General features: G+C 61.0%; 13 protein-coding genes. 2 read left to right on the top strand and 11 right to left on the bottom strand.

From position 1 onward, the window contains the following. Positions 1–33 precede the first annotated feature (33 nt). The 3 genes from JBO08_RS28295 to JBO08_RS07395 form a co-directional block, all read right to left on the bottom strand. A complete protein-coding gene (locus JBO08_RS28295) occupies positions 34–1,530 on the bottom strand; it encodes a methyl-accepting chemotaxis protein (RefSeq protein WP_065872944.1) in 1,497 nt (498 codons plus the stop codon). 164 nt (positions 1,531–1,694) lie between these two features. Further along, entirely contained in the window at positions 1,695–3,854 is a 2,160-nt protein-coding gene (locus JBO08_RS07400) for a TonB-dependent siderophore receptor (RefSeq protein ID WP_065880594.1), read from the bottom strand. 185 nt (positions 3,855–4,039) lie between these two features. Further along, on the bottom strand, positions 4,040–4,531 hold the full coding sequence (locus JBO08_RS07395; RefSeq protein WP_049713114.1) for an Lrp/AsnC family transcriptional regulator: 492 nt from the start codon (positions 4,529–4,531) through the stop codon (positions 4,040–4,042). A gap of 120 nt (positions 4,532–4,651) precedes the next feature. Here JBO08_RS07395 and JBO08_RS07390 point away from each other — a divergent pair, with 120 nt between their 5' ends. Further along, entirely contained in the window at positions 4,652–5,686 is a 1,035-nt protein-coding gene (locus tag JBO08_RS07390) for a histone deacetylase family protein (RefSeq protein WP_065945445.1), read from the top strand. A gap of 57 nt (positions 5,687–5,743) precedes the next feature. Beyond that, on the top strand, positions 5,744–7,171 hold the full coding sequence (locus tag JBO08_RS07385; protein ID WP_049713116.1) for an amino acid permease: 1,428 nt from the start codon (positions 5,744–5,746) through the stop codon (positions 7,169–7,171). Here the strand turns inward: JBO08_RS07385 and JBO08_RS07380 are convergent. The 8 genes from JBO08_RS07380 to JBO08_RS07345 form a co-directional block, all read right to left on the bottom strand. Continuing rightward, positions 7,149–8,183, bottom strand: a complete 1,035-nt coding sequence (locus JBO08_RS07380) for an alpha/beta fold hydrolase (RefSeq protein ID WP_065880592.1) — start codon at positions 8,181–8,183, stop codon at positions 7,149–7,151. The genes JBO08_RS07385 and JBO08_RS07380 overlap by 23 nt on opposite strands. Before the next feature lie 193 nt (positions 8,184–8,376). Then, on the bottom strand, positions 8,377–9,138 hold the full coding sequence (locus tag JBO08_RS07375) for a PIG-L deacetylase family protein (RefSeq protein ID WP_065872949.1): 762 nt from the start codon (positions 9,136–9,138) through the stop codon (positions 8,377–8,379). Positions 9,139–9,317: 179 nt separating this feature from the next. Further along, a complete protein-coding gene (locus tag JBO08_RS07370; RefSeq protein ID WP_220074245.1) occupies positions 9,318–9,977 on the bottom strand; it encodes a glycosyltransferase family 2 protein in 660 nt (219 codons plus the stop codon). Further along, a complete protein-coding gene (locus tag JBO08_RS07365) occupies positions 9,974–10,573 on the bottom strand; it encodes an SAM-dependent methyltransferase (RefSeq protein ID WP_065872951.1) in 600 nt (199 codons plus the stop codon). The genes JBO08_RS07370 and JBO08_RS07365 overlap by 4 nt, the downstream gene beginning before the upstream one ends. After that, the gene (locus JBO08_RS07360; RefSeq protein WP_220074246.1) at positions 10,570–11,328 is read right to left on the bottom strand and encodes a PIG-L deacetylase family protein; all 759 of its coding nucleotides are present in this window, start codon (positions 11,326–11,328) and stop codon (positions 10,570–10,572) included. Before JBO08_RS07360 ends, JBO08_RS07365 begins: the two co-directional genes overlap by 4 nt. Next, positions 11,325–12,323 (bottom strand): acyl-CoA dehydrogenase family protein, encoded by a 999-nt coding sequence (locus JBO08_RS07355; protein WP_220074247.1) that lies wholly within the window; start codon positions 12,321–12,323, stop codon positions 11,325–11,327. Before JBO08_RS07355 ends, JBO08_RS07360 begins: the two co-directional genes overlap by 4 nt. A 1-nt stretch (position 12,324) precedes the next feature. Continuing rightward, a complete protein-coding gene (glgX, locus tag JBO08_RS07350; protein WP_065880589.1) occupies positions 12,325–14,484 on the bottom strand; it encodes a glycogen debranching protein GlgX in 2,160 nt (719 codons plus the stop codon). Positions 14,485–14,603: 119 nt separating this feature from the next. Then, positions 14,604–14,876, bottom strand: coding sequence for a DUF2934 domain-containing protein (locus JBO08_RS07345; protein ID WP_220074248.1), 273 nt, complete (start codon positions 14,874–14,876; stop codon positions 14,604–14,606). Between the last annotated feature and the right edge of the window lie 14 nt (positions 14,877–14,890).

The raw sequence follows: 14,890 nt of genomic DNA, 5'->3' as shown, positions 1-14,890 counted from the left end.
AAGCAGCGTCCTTTGCAGGCAGCGCAGGCCTCATCACTGATGAAACCGCCTCCCCAACGCATCCAACCGCACCGCAATCGGCGGCAACCGTTCACTGCTCCTCGCCAACATCTCCACATCATCCGCCGTGCTCTGCGCAATGCTTTGCACCGACTGCAACCGCCCGACAATCTCCAGGTTCGCCGAGGTCTGTTCGCGGGTGGTGGTCACGATCCGCCCATTCAGGTCGTCGATGTGCGCGATGTCATTGCCTACCGCGCGCAGCATATCGACCGCCACCTGGCTGTCTTCCACGCAACGTTCGACGCCTTGGCGGCTGTCGTGCATGGCTTCTACGGCTTGGCGGCTGCCGTGTTGCAGGCTTTCGATGATGGTTTTGATTTCTTGGGTGGACACCGCCGTGCGCTGCGCCAGGCTGCGGACTTCGTCGGCGACCACCGCGAAGCCACGGCCTTGCTCGCCGGCGCGGGCGGCTTCGATGGCGGCGTTGAGGGCGAGAAGGTTGGTTTGGTTGGCGATGCTGCTGATGACTTCCAGTACGGTGCCGATGTGTTCGGCTTGTGTGGCCAGGCCTTGCACGGTCTCGTGCGTGCCGTTGAGGCGTGAGGCCAATTGGGTGATTTCCTGCTGGGCGCGGCTCACGCTTTCCTGGCCGCGCAGGACTTGTTGACTGGCTTTGCCTGCGTGATCCACGGCATGTTCGACGTGTACGGCGATGTGGCCCATGGCGTCTTCCATGCGCTGCATCGAGCCGGTCATCTGGGTGATTTCTGCCAACTGATGCCGCGCGCCTTTTTCCAGGGTGCCGCTGGCGTCTGCCAGTTCCTGGCCGAGTTGGCCGAGGCCGTGGGAGTCACGGGCGACGCCGTCGATCAGGTGGGTGATCTGTTGCAGGAAGTGGTCGAAACGCTTGGCCAGGGAAACGCGCATTGTGCCTTTGTCAGCGCTGTCGGCCTCAACAGTGAGCTGAGAAGTGACCGCGAGCATTTTCTCGAGCATTTCCTGGCTCTCGACTGCTTCGGCCTGGCTGTGCACGGCCAGGTAGAGCAGGGCAACGGTTTCCATCACCACGTAGAAGGCGTGAACGAACACCATGGTCCAGCCGCCGTGGTGTTCCATCACGAATACCGGGAAACCTTGATGTTGCAGCGCATGGAACACCACGTGGTGCACGGCAATTGTCGCCGCTGCGATCAGGATCGGCAGCCAGTCGCGATAAAACGTCAGGACCGCCAGCAGCGCGAAGATCCCGAAGTGCGCTTCGATCACCCCCTGCGCCTGGTTGATGTGCAATGCCGCCATCACCATCAGGCCCGCGCCTAATGCGCAGCGCATCACGCGGGTTCCGCCAAGGGCTCGATAAAGCGCAGTGAGCACCACGCCGGTGCCGCCGCCCACGATCACGGCCTGCATCAATGTGTCGTGCCAGAACGCCAGGCCCAGCGAAAACAAAAACATCAGCCAGATCAACGCCAGCATGATGCGGTCGGCTTTACGGTAGTGCTCGAAAAAACGCGCGGGGGTGGGCATTCACACTGACTCCATGGGGTCTGGTCGAAACAAAGCGGGGGCAGGGTGGAGCAAGTTGGGTGTTTTATTTTTATTGGATTGAGTGTTGCCAAAGGTATATCGGCATCAAGAGAAGGGACTTGAGGAACGGCTACCCGGTCGGCTAGCCGTTTATAAAGGTGCGGTCAGAAGCTGTATTTGGCCGTGACGCCAAAGCTGCGTGGGTTGCCGTAGGTGTCGGTGGAACCCCAGATCGGGCTGGTGGCGATTGCCGAGTAGTAGGTGCGGTCAAAGATGTTGTTCACGTTCAACTGCAGGTCCAGATGCTTGTTTACCTGGTACCCGGCCATAACGTCTGCAACTGCATAGCTGCCTTGTTCCAGGCGATAGGTATTGCTGTTGGCGAGCACCACATCGTTGTACATGCGGCTTTGCCAGTAAACGTTGCCACCGATGCGCAGTTTTTCCAGCGGGCCCTGGAAGCGATAGGAGGTGGTGAGTTTGAACAGGCGCTCTGGGGTGTCGGTGTCGAAACGCTGGTTGTTATTGGCAGGCTTGGTGTCCTTGACGTAATGCGCACGGGTGTAGGTAAAGCCACCGCCGACTTGCCAGTTCTCAGTGAGGGAACCTTGCAGCTCCAGATCTATACCCTGGCTGCGAACCAGTCCGGACGCTTCGTAGCAGGCGGTGATCGGGCATCCCACCTGGCTGTCAGGCAATGTCGCGCGGTTTTTCTGGTCGATCTGGAATACTGCCAGGCTGGCGTTGAGCGCACCGTTAAAGTACTCGCCCTTGATGCCGACTTCGTAGTTTTCACCGACGATAGGTTCCAAGGGTTTGTCCGAAAAATCCCGACTTGTCTGCGGCGTGAAGATATCGGTATAGCTGGCGTAGACCGAATGGTGCTCGTCAAGGTCGTAGATCACCCCGGCGTAGCGTGTGAGGTTGCGGGTGACTTTGTAGTCGCCATCGCCCTGGCGGTCATCGTAGTCATACCAGTCCACACGGGCGCCCAGGATGACCTTGAGCGGGTCTGCCAGGTTCAGTCGGGTTGTCAAGTAAACCCCATCCTGGGTGGTGATGCTGTGGCCTTTGCCGTCGCGTACGAAGTTCGGCTTTGCGCCATTGAGTGGGTAGTTGGTGTCGTAGGGGCTGAACTCCTTGGAGGTGGCGTCATAGATGCGTTTGCTGGTGCCCACCACCACTTCATGGGTACGACCGAAGGCTTCGACCGGGCCGCTGAAGAAGGTGTCCAGCCCGTATTGCTTGTCATCCTGGTGCGATTGGTAGGCGGTGCGCGCCAGGGTGGTTTCATAGCGCGACTGGTAGGTACCGGTGAATACACCGTCCAACTGTGATGAGGAGCCGGCGATGTGGAGTTTCCAATCGTTGGCGAAGCGATGCTCGATATCACCAAATACCGTGTCGATGGTCAGTTTCTTGTTTTCCCAGTCCGAGCCGGGGTTGGTGGAGCGAGGCAGGTTCAGGTGGTGGCCGTCAGTGCCGATCGGCAAGCCGCCCCAGAAGTGGTTGGTCTGATCTTCCTGGCGCGAGAAGCCCAGGGTCGCGGTGGTGTTTTCGCTGAGGTCGGCTTCGCCGATGGCATAGAACAGTCCGTGGTCGCTTTCTTCACCCTTGCGGAAACTGTTGGCGTCCCGGTATGAACCCACCACGCGACCGCGCAGGGTGCCGCTGTCATTCAAGGCGCTGGAAGCGTCGAATTCGCCGCGATAATCATCCCAACTGCCGGCAGCACCGGTGATCGAAACCTGCGGCGTGGCAGTGGGACGCTTGCGCACAAAGTTGATCGCAGCCGAAGGGTTGCCCGCGCCGGTGACCAGTCCGGTTGCGCCACGAATCACTTCCACCCGGTCGAACATCGCTAAGTTGGGCTGCACGCTGTTGGCGTAGCCAGAATACGAACTGGGGATGCCGTCGAACATCATGTTGTCGATGTCGAACCCGCGTGATTTATAGGTATGCCGACCGGGGCCGCTGGATTGGCTGAGGAACAGGCCGGGAGTGTTCTTGACCACGTCATTGACGCTGGTCATGGCCTGGTCGTCCATGCGTTGGCGGGTGATCACCGTGACGGCCTGCGGGGTCTCACGCATGGTCAATGGCAGCTTGGTCGCCGTTTTCATCGCGCCGGTGGTATAGGACTGCGTGCCTTCGGTGGTTTCGCCAAGCTGCTGCTCCCCGGAGATTTGCGTGGCACCCAGCTCAAGCGTGGTTGCTGGCGTTTCAGTGTCCGCGGCAAAGGCCGCTTGGGCGCTTGCAAGACAGACAGCCAACGCCATTAAACTGGGTGAAAAACCTTTGCCGCCGTGTTGTTGCACAGGCATGGAACTGAACCTCCCCGAATGCCGTCCGTGGCGAATAATAAAGATGTTGATAATTATTCGCATAAGTTTGGCAGATTGAGTCGGGAGGAAAAAGCCTTCAGGGAGAATTAGTTAACGAATTTTTCACATGTGGCGGATGGGGCGTTTAGCCATCAATCTCCAAACGCACCCCCAGGTAGGGCCGCTCAGTCGCGCTTGGGAATGGCCACCCGGCTTGTCGCCTTCACCTCTCGCAACGCCAGGCTGGACTGGATCGAAGCAATCCCCAGTTGGCGCCTTAGCACGCTCTCGACAAACTCGCTGTAGCTGTCCAGATCTTCCGCCAGCACTTGCAACAGGTAATCCGCATCCCCCGTGATTTTGTGGCACGACAATACCTGCGGCAGCTCTTTCACCACCGCCTCGAAAGCGTCAGGCGCATGGTCGGTATGGATGGCGAAACGCACATGCACAAAGGCCATGATGTCCAGCCCGAGCATCTTGCGATCGAGGTTGGCCTGGTAGTCCTTGATCACGCCTTCTTCTTCCAGGCGTTTGCGTCGGCGCCAGCAGGGCGTGAGGCTCAGGGATAACCGCTCGCTCAGTTGAGCGTTGGAAATACTGGCGTCTTCCTGCAGCAGGGCGAGGATGGCGAGATCAGTGTCATCAAGAGCGACCTGTTTGGTTTTATTTTTCATAATCGTGAGCCGTGGAGGTAAATATTCCCGATAAAGCTAACAGTGCCGTAAGTAAAAGCAAAGAAAGCCCGGCGTAGCCAGAACAAAATAGACCCTGTCTTTTACTGGCGGATGACCCACATGCTGACTGTTTTTAGCGAAGCCCACCGTTTGCACCATGGCACCGAACTGAAGGACGGCGTGCTCAAACCCTCGTTCGAACAACCGAGCCGCGCCGACACCGTGCGTGACCGCGTCAGGCAGGTTGGCCTGGGCGATATCATCGTACCGCGGCGCTTTGACCGGGCCTGTTATGTCAACGCCCACAGCGAGCGCTACGTGGCATTCCTCGAAACTGCCTGGGCCGAATGGACCGCCATCGGCCGCAGCCATGACGCACTGCCCCTGGTGTGGCCGGTCCGGGACTTGGCCAACCAACAAGTGCCGGATTTCATCGATGGCAAGTTGGGTTTCTTCGCCATGGACGCCGGCTCGCCGATTACCCGCACTACGTGGGAGGCGGTAAAAACCAGCGCCGATATCGCCTTGACCGGCCTGGCACTGTTGGATGAAGGCCATTACAGCGCCTTCGCGCTGTGCCGCCCACCGGGCCATCACGCGGCGCGTGAATACATGGGCGGCTATTGCTACCTCAACAACGCCGCGATTGCCGCGCAGCAAGCCATCACTAAAGGCGCCAAGCGCGTGGCGGTGCTGGATGTGGATTTTCACCACGGCAACGGCACGCAGAATATTTTTTACGACCGTCCGGACGTGATGTTCATTTCCCTGCATGGCGACCCGGCGGTGTCCTATCCGTATTTCTCCGGTGCCAGCAGTGAGCGCGGCGCAGGTGCGGGGGAGGGCTTCAACCTGAATTACCCGTTGCCCAAAAACACCACGTGGGACCACTACCGAACCGCCCTTGTCGACGCCTGCCAACAACTGCGCCGTTTTGCACCCGAGGTGCTGGTTATCTCCCTCGGTGTCGACACCTTCAAGGACGACCCCATCAGCCACTTCCTCCTCGACAGCCAAGACTTCCTCGGCATGGGCGAAATCATCGCCAGCGTTGGCGTGCCCACGCTGTTCGTGATGGAAGGCGGCTACATGGTCGATGAAATCGGCATCAATGCCGTCAACGTGCTGCACGGTTTCGAAAGCAAAACCCAATAACAACAACCGTCGACTTTTCTTCTGCCAAAACTCAAAAACATAACAAGAGGTTTTGTGATGAAAACAACCACGCCCGGGCTTTATGAAAAGCCTGCGTTGCAACGTACCCTGAGCAACCGCCATATCCAGTTGATGGCCATGGGCGGTGCGATCGGCACTGGCCTGTTCATGGGCTCCGGCAAGATCATTGCGCTGTCCGGCACCTCGATCATCCTGATCTACATGATCATTGGGCTGTTCGTGTATTTCGTGATGCGCGCCATGGGCGAGCTGCTGCTGTCCAACCTCAACTTCAAGAGCTTCGCCGACTTTGCCGGGGCGTACCTGGGGCCGCGCGCGGCGTTCTTTCTCGGCTGGTCGTACTGGTTGAGCTGGAGCGTAGCGGTGGTGGGGGATGCTGTGGTGGTCGGCGGCTTCTTCCAGTACTGGTTTCCGGATGTGCCGGCGTGGATGCCAGCGGTGGGTATGTTGCTCACGCTGTTCGCGCTGAACGTGCTGACGGTCAAGCTGTTTGGCGAAGTGGAGTTCTGGTTCGCGATCATCAAAATCATCGCCGTGGTGACCTTGATTGGCGTGAGTGTGGTGCTGATCGCCAGCTCGTTTGTCTCGCCGACCGGCGTCACGGCTTCGCTGACCCATTTGCTGGACAAACAGGCAGCGTTTCCCAATGGCCTGTTCGGCTTTTTTGCCGGCTTCCAGATGGCGATTTTTTCTTTCGCCGGCACCGAACTGATTGGCACGGCCGCCGCCGAAACCCGCTCGCCAGAGCGCACGTTGCCCAAGGCGATCAACTCGATCCCGCTGCGCATCATCCTGTTCTACGTGCTGGCCCTGGCGTGCATCATCGCCGTGACCTCGTGGCAGCAAGTCTCGCCGAGCAAAAGCCCGTTTGTTGAGTTGTTCCTGGTCGCAGGTTTTCCGGCCGCTGCGGGCATTGTGAATTTCGTGGTACTCACCTCGGCGGCGTCATCGGCCAACAGTGGCGTATTTTCGGCCAGCCGCATGCTGTTCGGGTTGGCCGACCTGGGGGATGCCCCGGGCATTTTTGGGCGGTTGTCGAACAGCAGCGTGCCGTTTATCAGCCTGGCGTTTACCACCCTGCTGATGCTATTGGGGCTGGTATTGCTGTTTGTGGTACCCGAGGTGATGACCGCCTTCACCATTGTGTCCACGGTGTCAGCGATCCTGGTGATTTTCACGTGGTCGACCATCCTCGCGTCCTACATCGCCTACCGTAAAAAACGCCCGGACCTGCACGCGAAATCCATCTACAAGATGCCTGGTGGTGTGCCGATGGCCTGGTTTTCCCTGGCGTTTCTCGCGTTTGTACTCGGCCTGTTGGCGCTGCGGCCGGATACACGCTTGGCGCTGTACGTGATGCCGGCCTGGTTTATCTGGCTGGGGATCGCTTACCAGTTTTCGCGCTTCAAGGGTGCCCATTGGATGAAGGCGACACACTCGGTCACAGGTGATCCGCATCAATGACGGCCTTGGCAAACGCCTCGGGCGCTTCCTGCGGCAGGTTGTGGCCAACGCCACCATTGATCAGGCGAAACGCATACTTGCCGGTAAAGCGCTTGGCGTAGTCGCCGGGGGCCGGGTGCGGCGCGCCGTTGGCGTCACCTTCGAGGGTGATGGTCGGCACGCCAATCGATGGCGCCTGGGCGAGTTTCTGCTCCAGCGGTTCGTATTGGGGTTCGCCCTGGACCAGGCCCAGGCGCCAGCGGTAGTTGAACACGGTGATCGCCACGTGATCCGGGTTCTCCAGGCCTTTGGCGCTGCGCTCGAACGTGGCGTCATCGAACGTCCAGTGCGGTGAGGCCAGCTGCCAGATCAGTTTGGCGAAGTCGTGTGTGTTTTTCTGGTAGCCATCCGCGCCGCGTTCGGTGGCAAAGTAAAACTGGTACCACCATTGCAGCTCGGCTTTAGGCGGCAAAGGGGTTTTGCCCGCCGCCTGGTTGCCGATCAGGTAACCGCTGACCGACACCAGCGCTTTGACCCGCTCAGGCCACAGCGCGGAAACGATGTCTGCCGAGCGGGCGCCCCAGTCATAACCGCCGAGCACGGCTTGCTTGATCTTCAGCGCGTCCATGAAGTCGATCACATCACTGGCCAGTGCGGCCGGTTGGCCGTTACGCAGGGTTTTATCCGAGAGAAAACGCGTGTCGCCATAACCGCGGGCGTAAGGGATCAGCACGCGATAACCCTTGGCCGCCAGCAACGGCGCCACCTGGGCGTAGCTGTCAATGTCGTAGGGCCAGCCATGTAGCAGGATCACCACTGGGCCGGTCGCCGGGCCGACTTCGGCATAGGCCACGTCCAGCAGGCCGGCGTTGACGTGCTTGAGGGCCCCTAAGGCCGTCTGAGTGCTGGCGACGGCCCGAATAGGCGCCTCGGGCATTTCCGCGTGAGCCATGCCCAGGACGCCGAACGGCAACAGGGCAAAGGTCAGGAAAAGAGGGTGGCGTTTGGAGCGGCGATTCAACTGAGCGTGCATGGCGAGCCTCCTGCGGCTTGATGTGTGCCGGGTGCTCAGTGAAACGCCGGGCTGTATCTGGCCTGTTTCAGGAAACCCGCCGGGTTAAAGCCGGTGTATCGCCATGGGCTCTGTACACACTGCGATACAAGCCTGCAATCCGACCCTCACACTCAACAAGCATCAAACACAACAGGAATGGCCAGGTGAGGTTTTACGACAGCACGATCTCATAAGGCTCGCGCATACGCTCCAGCAGCACCTGGGCCAGCATGGGCGCCAGGCCGATTTCCGGGTCGCCGGCCAACTGGCTGGCATAGGCGTGGACGGCATGGAGTTTGCGCGCCACGCTCCAGCTGTCCAGACGCACTTTGCGCGCCCGTTGCCAGGGGATGATCGCCCCCTCTCGGGCGGGCCAGTGCCAGGCCCAGATCGGCAATTCATGCAGCTGCGCTCCGACCAGGCTGCACGCCTTGGCGCTGGCACGGCCGACTGCGTCATGGTCGGCATTGCCGTCATTGCGCCAGGTGCTGAACACCGCGTCGCCAGGCTGCAGGTAACGCGCGATGAACTGGCTAAGTTGTACTTCCCGGGCGGCGAGGGCGGTATCGCAGAACCCGCCACGTATCCACTTCAGGCTGTGCAACGGCATGCCCAGGCGGCGCAGGGCTTCGACGCTTTCCTGCGGGCGCACCACGCTCAAGCGGCTCGCCGGCCATATGTTGGACCCCGGGTGGCTGGCACTGCCGTCGGTGATGGAGATCAGTTGCAGCGGGTGTTCCAGGGTACTGAGCAACTGCAGCAAGCCGCCACAGGCCAGCACTTCGTCGCCGGGATGCGGGGCGATGATGACCACGCGCGCGCCAGCGGGTACCAGTGAGGACGCGGTGATCGGAAGGATTTGCGCCAGCTGCGGGGCGCTGTTCCAGATTTGCGCCGTACCGCAACGGCCGTCGCTTAAGGAAGCAAGCTTCATGGGGTGTTACATCCTTGTCGATTGATGCTGTGGGTCGTGCCCCGTGGGCGGGACGACTCTCTTATACCCACCACAGGCTCCGCCGCAGTGGCTGCATGGCACTCCAACCGTGGAATACCAGCAAGGCGTCCTCAGCATAGACAAGGATTGGTCGTTTTTACATTCAGCAACGTCGTTTTTTAAGTGGCGTGCATCAAACTCTTCAAATAATCGCCAAACCCGCCTTGTGCGCGGGCGTCCAGGCGCGCACTGGTGATCACTTGCGGCGTATGGCTCCAGGCGATGGAGGCGCCGCACCGCTCAAGGTTGCGCACCAACTGGACATCTTCATGGCACGCCAGCGGTTCGAAACCGCCGGCGCGGACATAAGCGCCAGCGCTCACGCCCAGGTTGGCACCGTGGATGTGCCGATGACCGTCACGGGCCTCATAACCTTGCAGATAACGAATTTGTGCAGCGGGGTCGAAATCTTCGCTCCAGGCGTCCACCGTGACAGTGCCGCACACCGCATCCACCCCCAGCGCCAGCTGCGCCACCAGCCAGTCCGGGGCAACCCGGCTGTCGGCGTCCGTGCAGGAGATCCAGCGCGCGCCCTGATTGAGCAGGTGGCGCGCGCCAACGCCGCGCACATGCCCCACATTGCGCGCCTGGGCTTCGAGGTACTGCACCGGGTAGGCCTGGGCAATGGCGGCACTGCCATCGCTGCAACTGTCGAGCACGACCAGGATAGTGACTGCTTCGCCCATCAATCCGGGGTGGCCAGCCGCGATCAGCGCCGCTTCAAGGCAGTCGCCCAGCAACGCCTCTTCGTTATGTACCGGGATCAGAATGCCGATCATCGCAAGCCCTCAAGGGTGGCGACCGAGGTGCCATCGCGGCTCCATAGATCAAGAAGAAAGTCGTGTTCGTGATGGCTTGCGATCCGCGGCATGTCCAGGCGCTGCTGGAGCAGCGCGTGCACCTGCTCGGCAGTCTGCGGGCAACCTTCGATAGGCGGGCGCCAGTGGCAGGCCAGCACTTGGCCGTCGTCGGTAAGCGAGGCGCGGGCGCGATCGATCAACTCACTCAGGTCATCTGCGTCAAGGTAGTAGCACAGCTCGCTCAATACGATCAGCTCGAACTGGCCGGTGGGCCACTGTTCGGGCAAGCGACTCTGTCGCACTTGTGCATGCGGGAAACCCAACAGGCGGCTACTCGCCAGCGCCACGGCGGCGGCGGCGGTGTCGCAACACAACAGGCGGTCACAACGTGGCGCCAGCTCGAAGCTCAGCTCGCCATTTGCGCAACCGGGCTCGAACACCGAGGCGTAGCGCGGCCGCGTGAGTATCGCCAGGGTCAGTGCGCGTTTGCGTCGCTCGTACCAGCGTTGGCGAAACGCCCAGGGGTCGTCGTTCTCGGCGAACAACTGGTCGAAGTAAGGCGTGGCCACACTCATACGAACACCACTTCAAAAGGCTGCAACAAGCGCTCCACCACATAGGGCGCGAGCACCGGCGCGAGGCCGACCTGCGGGTCGCCTTCCAACTGGCTGGCGAAGGCATGGATGGCGTGGCGCTTGCGGGCGATGGCTTCGCAGCTCAGCGGGATCTTGCGCGCGCGATGCCAGGGCACCAGGCTGTTTTCGGGGGTTGCCCAGTGCCATGTCCATACGGGCACCTCATACAGGGTTGCGCCCACGCCCTCGGATGCCTTGGCGCTGGCACGGCCAACGGCCTCATGGTCGCAATGGCCGTCTTCGCGCCAAGTGGTGAACACGACGTCGTTGGGTTTGAGGTAGCGCTGGATAAACGCAGCGAGTTCGTCCTCGCGGGCCGCGACCTTGCTGTCGCTAAAGCCCGCGCGCAGCCATTTCAAGCTGTGGGCAGGCAGGCCCAGACGATGCAGGGCCTGTGCTGACTCCTGGGGGCGCACCACGCTCAAGCGCTCAACTGGCCAACGTTGCGAACCGGGATGACTGGCGCTGCCATCGGTGACTGAAATCAACTGGATCGGCCGGCCCAGCGCCGCCAAACCCTGCATCAGCCCGCCGCAACCCAGCACTTCGTCATCCGGATGCGGCGCAATGATCACCGCACGATGGCCTTCCGGCACCAACTGCTCGACGCTGATCTGTGGCAACTCGGCCATTTTCGGCGACGCCTGCCAGTGTTGCAGCGGCGTACCCTGGCCAACAATCGGATTGGCTTTCATAGCTGCCACCTGCCTGTGGGGGCGCCGGCGGCCAGTTCGCCAAGACCGGCCAAGTCGCGCTCGGCATGGCTTTGGCGCATATACACCGGCAGGTCCGCCATCAACTGGGCGAAGTGCGGGTCCTTGCAATAGGGGCCCGCACCGACCGCGCGACCAACGTGGCGAATCACTTGCTCAACCGTGTCTTCGATGCAGGCGCGCGTCTGTTGGGCCAACGCCCTGGCGTCAGCCTGCGGTTCGCGGTCGACGTGTTCGGCACTGGCGCGCAGCACGCAGGCGGCACTGTTCAATGCACTGTCGACGGCGCCTAGGTGGGCGAGGGCATGCGGTTCCGGGCGTTTATTGCATTGTTCACGCAGGACTTCCGCCAGGCGTTGCACCGCGCCGTACCAGCAGGCCGCAATGCCAATCCCGCCTTGCCAGAAACCAGGACGGGCGAGGTAATCACCGGGGCCGCCCACGGCAAGCCCCCAGGCCCCATCAAACACGACTTCCACGCTGCCGGTGGCCGCCATGCCCACGGCATTCCAGCCCTCGTCAGTCACAGTGATGCCGGGTTGGTCCATGTGCACCGCCACCAACTGCTGGCGATCCTCTTCGTCCCAGGCCGTCAACAACCCGTGGCTGACCACCGCGGCGCCGGAGCACCAGGCCTTACGCCCTTGCACGATCAGGCGATGGTCCTCTTTGCGCACATGCACCTTGGCCGTGGGTGGTTCGGCCGCCCACATACCCCACGTACTGCCCAAGGGCGGCAAGGGGCTGTCGAGCTCGGCGATAATTGCCAGGGCATCGGTATGGCCTTCAAACAGCTTGCACAGGCGCAGGTCGTGACCTGCCACCTGCGCCAAGCGGCTGAACCGTTCCAACGTCTGGCCGCTGCCGGGCAACGGCAGTTGGTCCAGGCCTTCTTCCTGAAGCGCCTTCAGGGCGGCGCCCAGGGCTTGCGTGTTCGCATAGCCCCGGTTGCCTTGAAGGAATCCATGCAACGCCATCTCACACCTCGTCTTCGTGCTGCAGCTCAAACAGTAGCAGCGAGCGGCCGGTCACCGCGTATTCATGTTCAAAGTCGAAACGTTCCTGGCCACGCACCGCAGGCTCGTTGGTGTCGAGCATGCAGGTCCAGAACTCACCCTCGGGCACTGGCGGCAGGCGGAAATTGACCATGTCGTGGTGGGCGTTCACCACCAGCAGCAAGGTCGCATCGGCGCCGGCACGGCGAATCCCGGTTTCCTGGGCGCGGCCATCCATCAACATGCCCAGGCAGCGACCGTGGCTGTCTTCCCACTGCTCGGTGCTCATCTCGGTGCCATCTGGCGATAGCCACGTCACGTCCTTCACGCCGATATCTTCGTTGTAATCGCCGACCAGGAAGCGCCCGCGACGCAGGATCGGGTAGGCCAAGCGTAGCTTGATCAGGCGTTTTACAAACTTGAGCAGCGCCTTTCCGTCGTCGTCCAAATCCCAGTTGACCCAGCCGATCTCGCTGTCCTGGCAGTAGGCATTATTGTTGCCGTGCTGAGTGCGGGCAAATTCGTCCCCGGCCACGAGCATCGGCGTGCCTTGTGACAACAGCAGCGTTGCGAAGAAGTTACGCATCTGGCGCAGGCGCAGTGCGTTGATCTCGGGATCTTCGGTCGGGCCTTCGACGCCATGGTTCCACGACAGGTTGTTGTTGCTGCCGTCCTGGTTGTTCTCGTCGTTGGCTTCGTTGTGTTTGTCGTTGTACGACACCAGGTCGTGCAAGGTGAAACCATCGTGCGCGGTGATGAAATTCACCGAGCTGTAAGGGCGACGGCCGCGATGATTGAACATCTCGCCCGACGCGGTCATGCGTGCGGCGAAATCCGCCAACTGGCCGTCATCACCTTTCCAGAACGCGCGCACGGTATCGCGGAAGCGGTCATTCCATTCCACCCAGCCCGGCGGGAAATTGCCCACTTGGTAGCCACCAGGGCCGCAGTCCCAAGGCTCGGCGATCATTTTCAGCTGGCGCAGCACCGGGTCCTGGCGGCAGGCCACGAGGAAGCTGTGGCGCTCGTCGAAACCGTCGCGATAGCGCCCGAGGATGGTCGCCAGGTCGAAGCGGAAACCGTCGACGTGCATCTCTGTCGCCCAGTAGCGCAGCGAGTCAGTGACCATCTGCAGCACGCACGGGTGGCTCAGGTCCAGGGTATTACCGGTGCCGGAATCATTGATGTAGAAACGTTTGTCATCCGGCATCAGGCGGTAGTACGAGGCGTTGTCGATGCCACGCATGGACAGGGTCGGGCCGCGTTCGTTGCCTTCGGCGGTGTGGTTGTAGACCACATCGAGGATCACCTCGAGCTTCTGTTCATGCAGGTGCGCGACCATCTCCTTGAACTCGGCGATCTTGCCGCTGGCCAGGTAGCGCGGGTCCGGGGCGAAAAACGCGATGCTGTTGTAGCCCCAGTAGTTGGTCATGCCCTTTTCCAGCAGATGCTGGTCGTTGACAAATGCGTGTACCGGCAGCAATTCGACAGAGGAAATGCCCAACTGGCGGATGTGCTTGAGTACATCATCTTCCATAAGACCGGCGCAGGTGCCGCGCACGGATTCGCCCACGGAAGGGTGGCGCATGCTGATGCCGCGCAAGTGGGTTTCATAAATGATCGTACGGTCCCACGGCACACGCACCGGCTGGTCGTTGCCCCAGGTGTGTGCCGGGTCGATGACCTTGCACTTGGGCACGAAGGGCGCGCTGTCGCGTTCGTCGAAGCTGAGGTCGTCGTCGGGGTGGCCGATGGTGTAGCCGAACAGCGCCTCCGACCATTTGAGTTCGCCCACCAGCTGTTTGGCATAGGGGTCGATCAGCAATTTGTTGTGGTTGAAGCGGTGGCCGTTGGCCGGGTCGTATGCACCGTAGACACGGTAGCCGTAAATCAGCCCGGGGTGGGCGTCGGGCAGGTAACCGTGGAAGATTTCGTCGGTGTATTCCGGCAGTTCAATACGCTCAAGCTCCACCTCACCGGTGTCATCGAACAGGCACAGCTCAACCTTGGTGGCATTTGCCGAGAACAGTGCAAAGTTGACGCCCAGACCGTCCCAGGTCGCGCCAAGTGGGAAGGGCAAACCTTCACGAATCCGCGACGGTTCGCTGTCCGGCGTCGGTGAGGTTTTATCGGGTTTGCTCATTGTGTTGCTCCTGCAAGGGTCTTTTTTCAGGCCGAACGCGGCCCTGCTGACGAGATTTCAGCTGACAATTTGGAATAAGAAATCACCTCTTGCCGACGGCGCCGGCAAGAGGTGTGAGGTCAAGGCTTGGGCTTCTTCGGCGCCGGCGGCTTTTTAGCGGCCGCTGGTGCTGGCTTGCTGGCCGCTGGTGCTGGCGGCTTGGCTTTTGGCGACGGTTTAGGCGCGCTTGTCTTGGGCTTGGCCCCCGCCTTTGGCTTGCTTGGCGTCAACGCTTCGGCTTCCGCCAGCTTGCGCGCCATTTCCCAGTGCCGCGCATCTTCACCGTGGGGTTTGCCTTCGGACTCCCAGATCTGATGCGCCAGCTCGCGTATGCGTTTGTCTTCAGTACTCATCACAATGCTCCTCG

This window comes from Pseudomonas sp. LAP_36 (assembly GCF_019456785.1).
Lineage (GTDB): Bacteria > Pseudomonadota > Gammaproteobacteria > Pseudomonadales > Pseudomonadaceae > Aquipseudomonas > Aquipseudomonas tritici.
This window is presented reverse-complemented; position numbering and strand designations above follow the sequence as displayed.

What these genes read in the sequence shown, in the direction of transcription:
- JBO08_RS28295 (WP_065872944.1), bottom strand. Translation starts at nt 1,530, where the DNA reads ATGCCCACCCCCGCGCGTTTTTTCGAGCACTACCGTAAAGCCGACCGC.
- JBO08_RS07400 (WP_065880594.1), bottom strand. Translation starts at nt 3,854, where the DNA reads ATGCCTGTGCAACAACACGGCGGCAAAGGTTTTTCACCCAGTTTAATG.
- JBO08_RS07395 (WP_049713114.1), bottom strand. Translation starts at nt 4,531, where the DNA reads ATGAAAAATAAAACCAAACAGGTCGCTCTTGATGACACTGATCTCGCC.
- JBO08_RS07390 (WP_065945445.1), top strand. Translation starts at nt 4,652, where the DNA reads ATGCTGACTGTTTTTAGCGAAGCCCACCGTTTGCACCATGGCACCGAA.
- JBO08_RS07385 (WP_049713116.1), top strand. Translation starts at nt 5,744, where the DNA reads ATGAAAACAACCACGCCCGGGCTTTATGAAAAGCCTGCGTTGCAACGT.
- JBO08_RS07380 (WP_065880592.1), bottom strand. Translation starts at nt 8,183, where the DNA reads ATGCACGCTCAGTTGAATCGCCGCTCCAAACGCCACCCTCTTTTCCTG.
- JBO08_RS07375 (WP_065872949.1), bottom strand. Translation starts at nt 9,138, where the DNA reads ATGAAGCTTGCTTCCTTAAGCGACGGCCGTTGCGGTACGGCGCAAATC.
- JBO08_RS07370 (WP_220074245.1), bottom strand. Translation starts at nt 9,977, where the DNA reads ATGATCGGCATTCTGATCCCGGTACATAACGAAGAGGCGTTGCTGGGC.
- JBO08_RS07365 (WP_065872951.1), bottom strand. Translation starts at nt 10,573, where the DNA reads ATGAGTGTGGCCACGCCTTACTTCGACCAGTTGTTCGCCGAGAACGAC.
- JBO08_RS07360 (WP_220074246.1), bottom strand. Translation starts at nt 11,328, where the DNA reads ATGAAAGCCAATCCGATTGTTGGCCAGGGTACGCCGCTGCAACACTGG.
- JBO08_RS07355 (WP_220074247.1), bottom strand. Translation starts at nt 12,323, where the DNA reads ATGGCGTTGCATGGATTCCTTCAAGGCAACCGGGGCTATGCGAACACG.
- glgX (WP_065880589.1), bottom strand. Translation starts at nt 14,484, where the DNA reads ATGAGCAAACCCGATAAAACCTCACCGACGCCGGACAGCGAACCGTCG.
- JBO08_RS07345 (WP_220074248.1), bottom strand. Translation starts at nt 14,876, where the DNA reads ATGAGTACTGAAGACAAACGCATACGCGAGCTGGCGCATCAGATCTGG.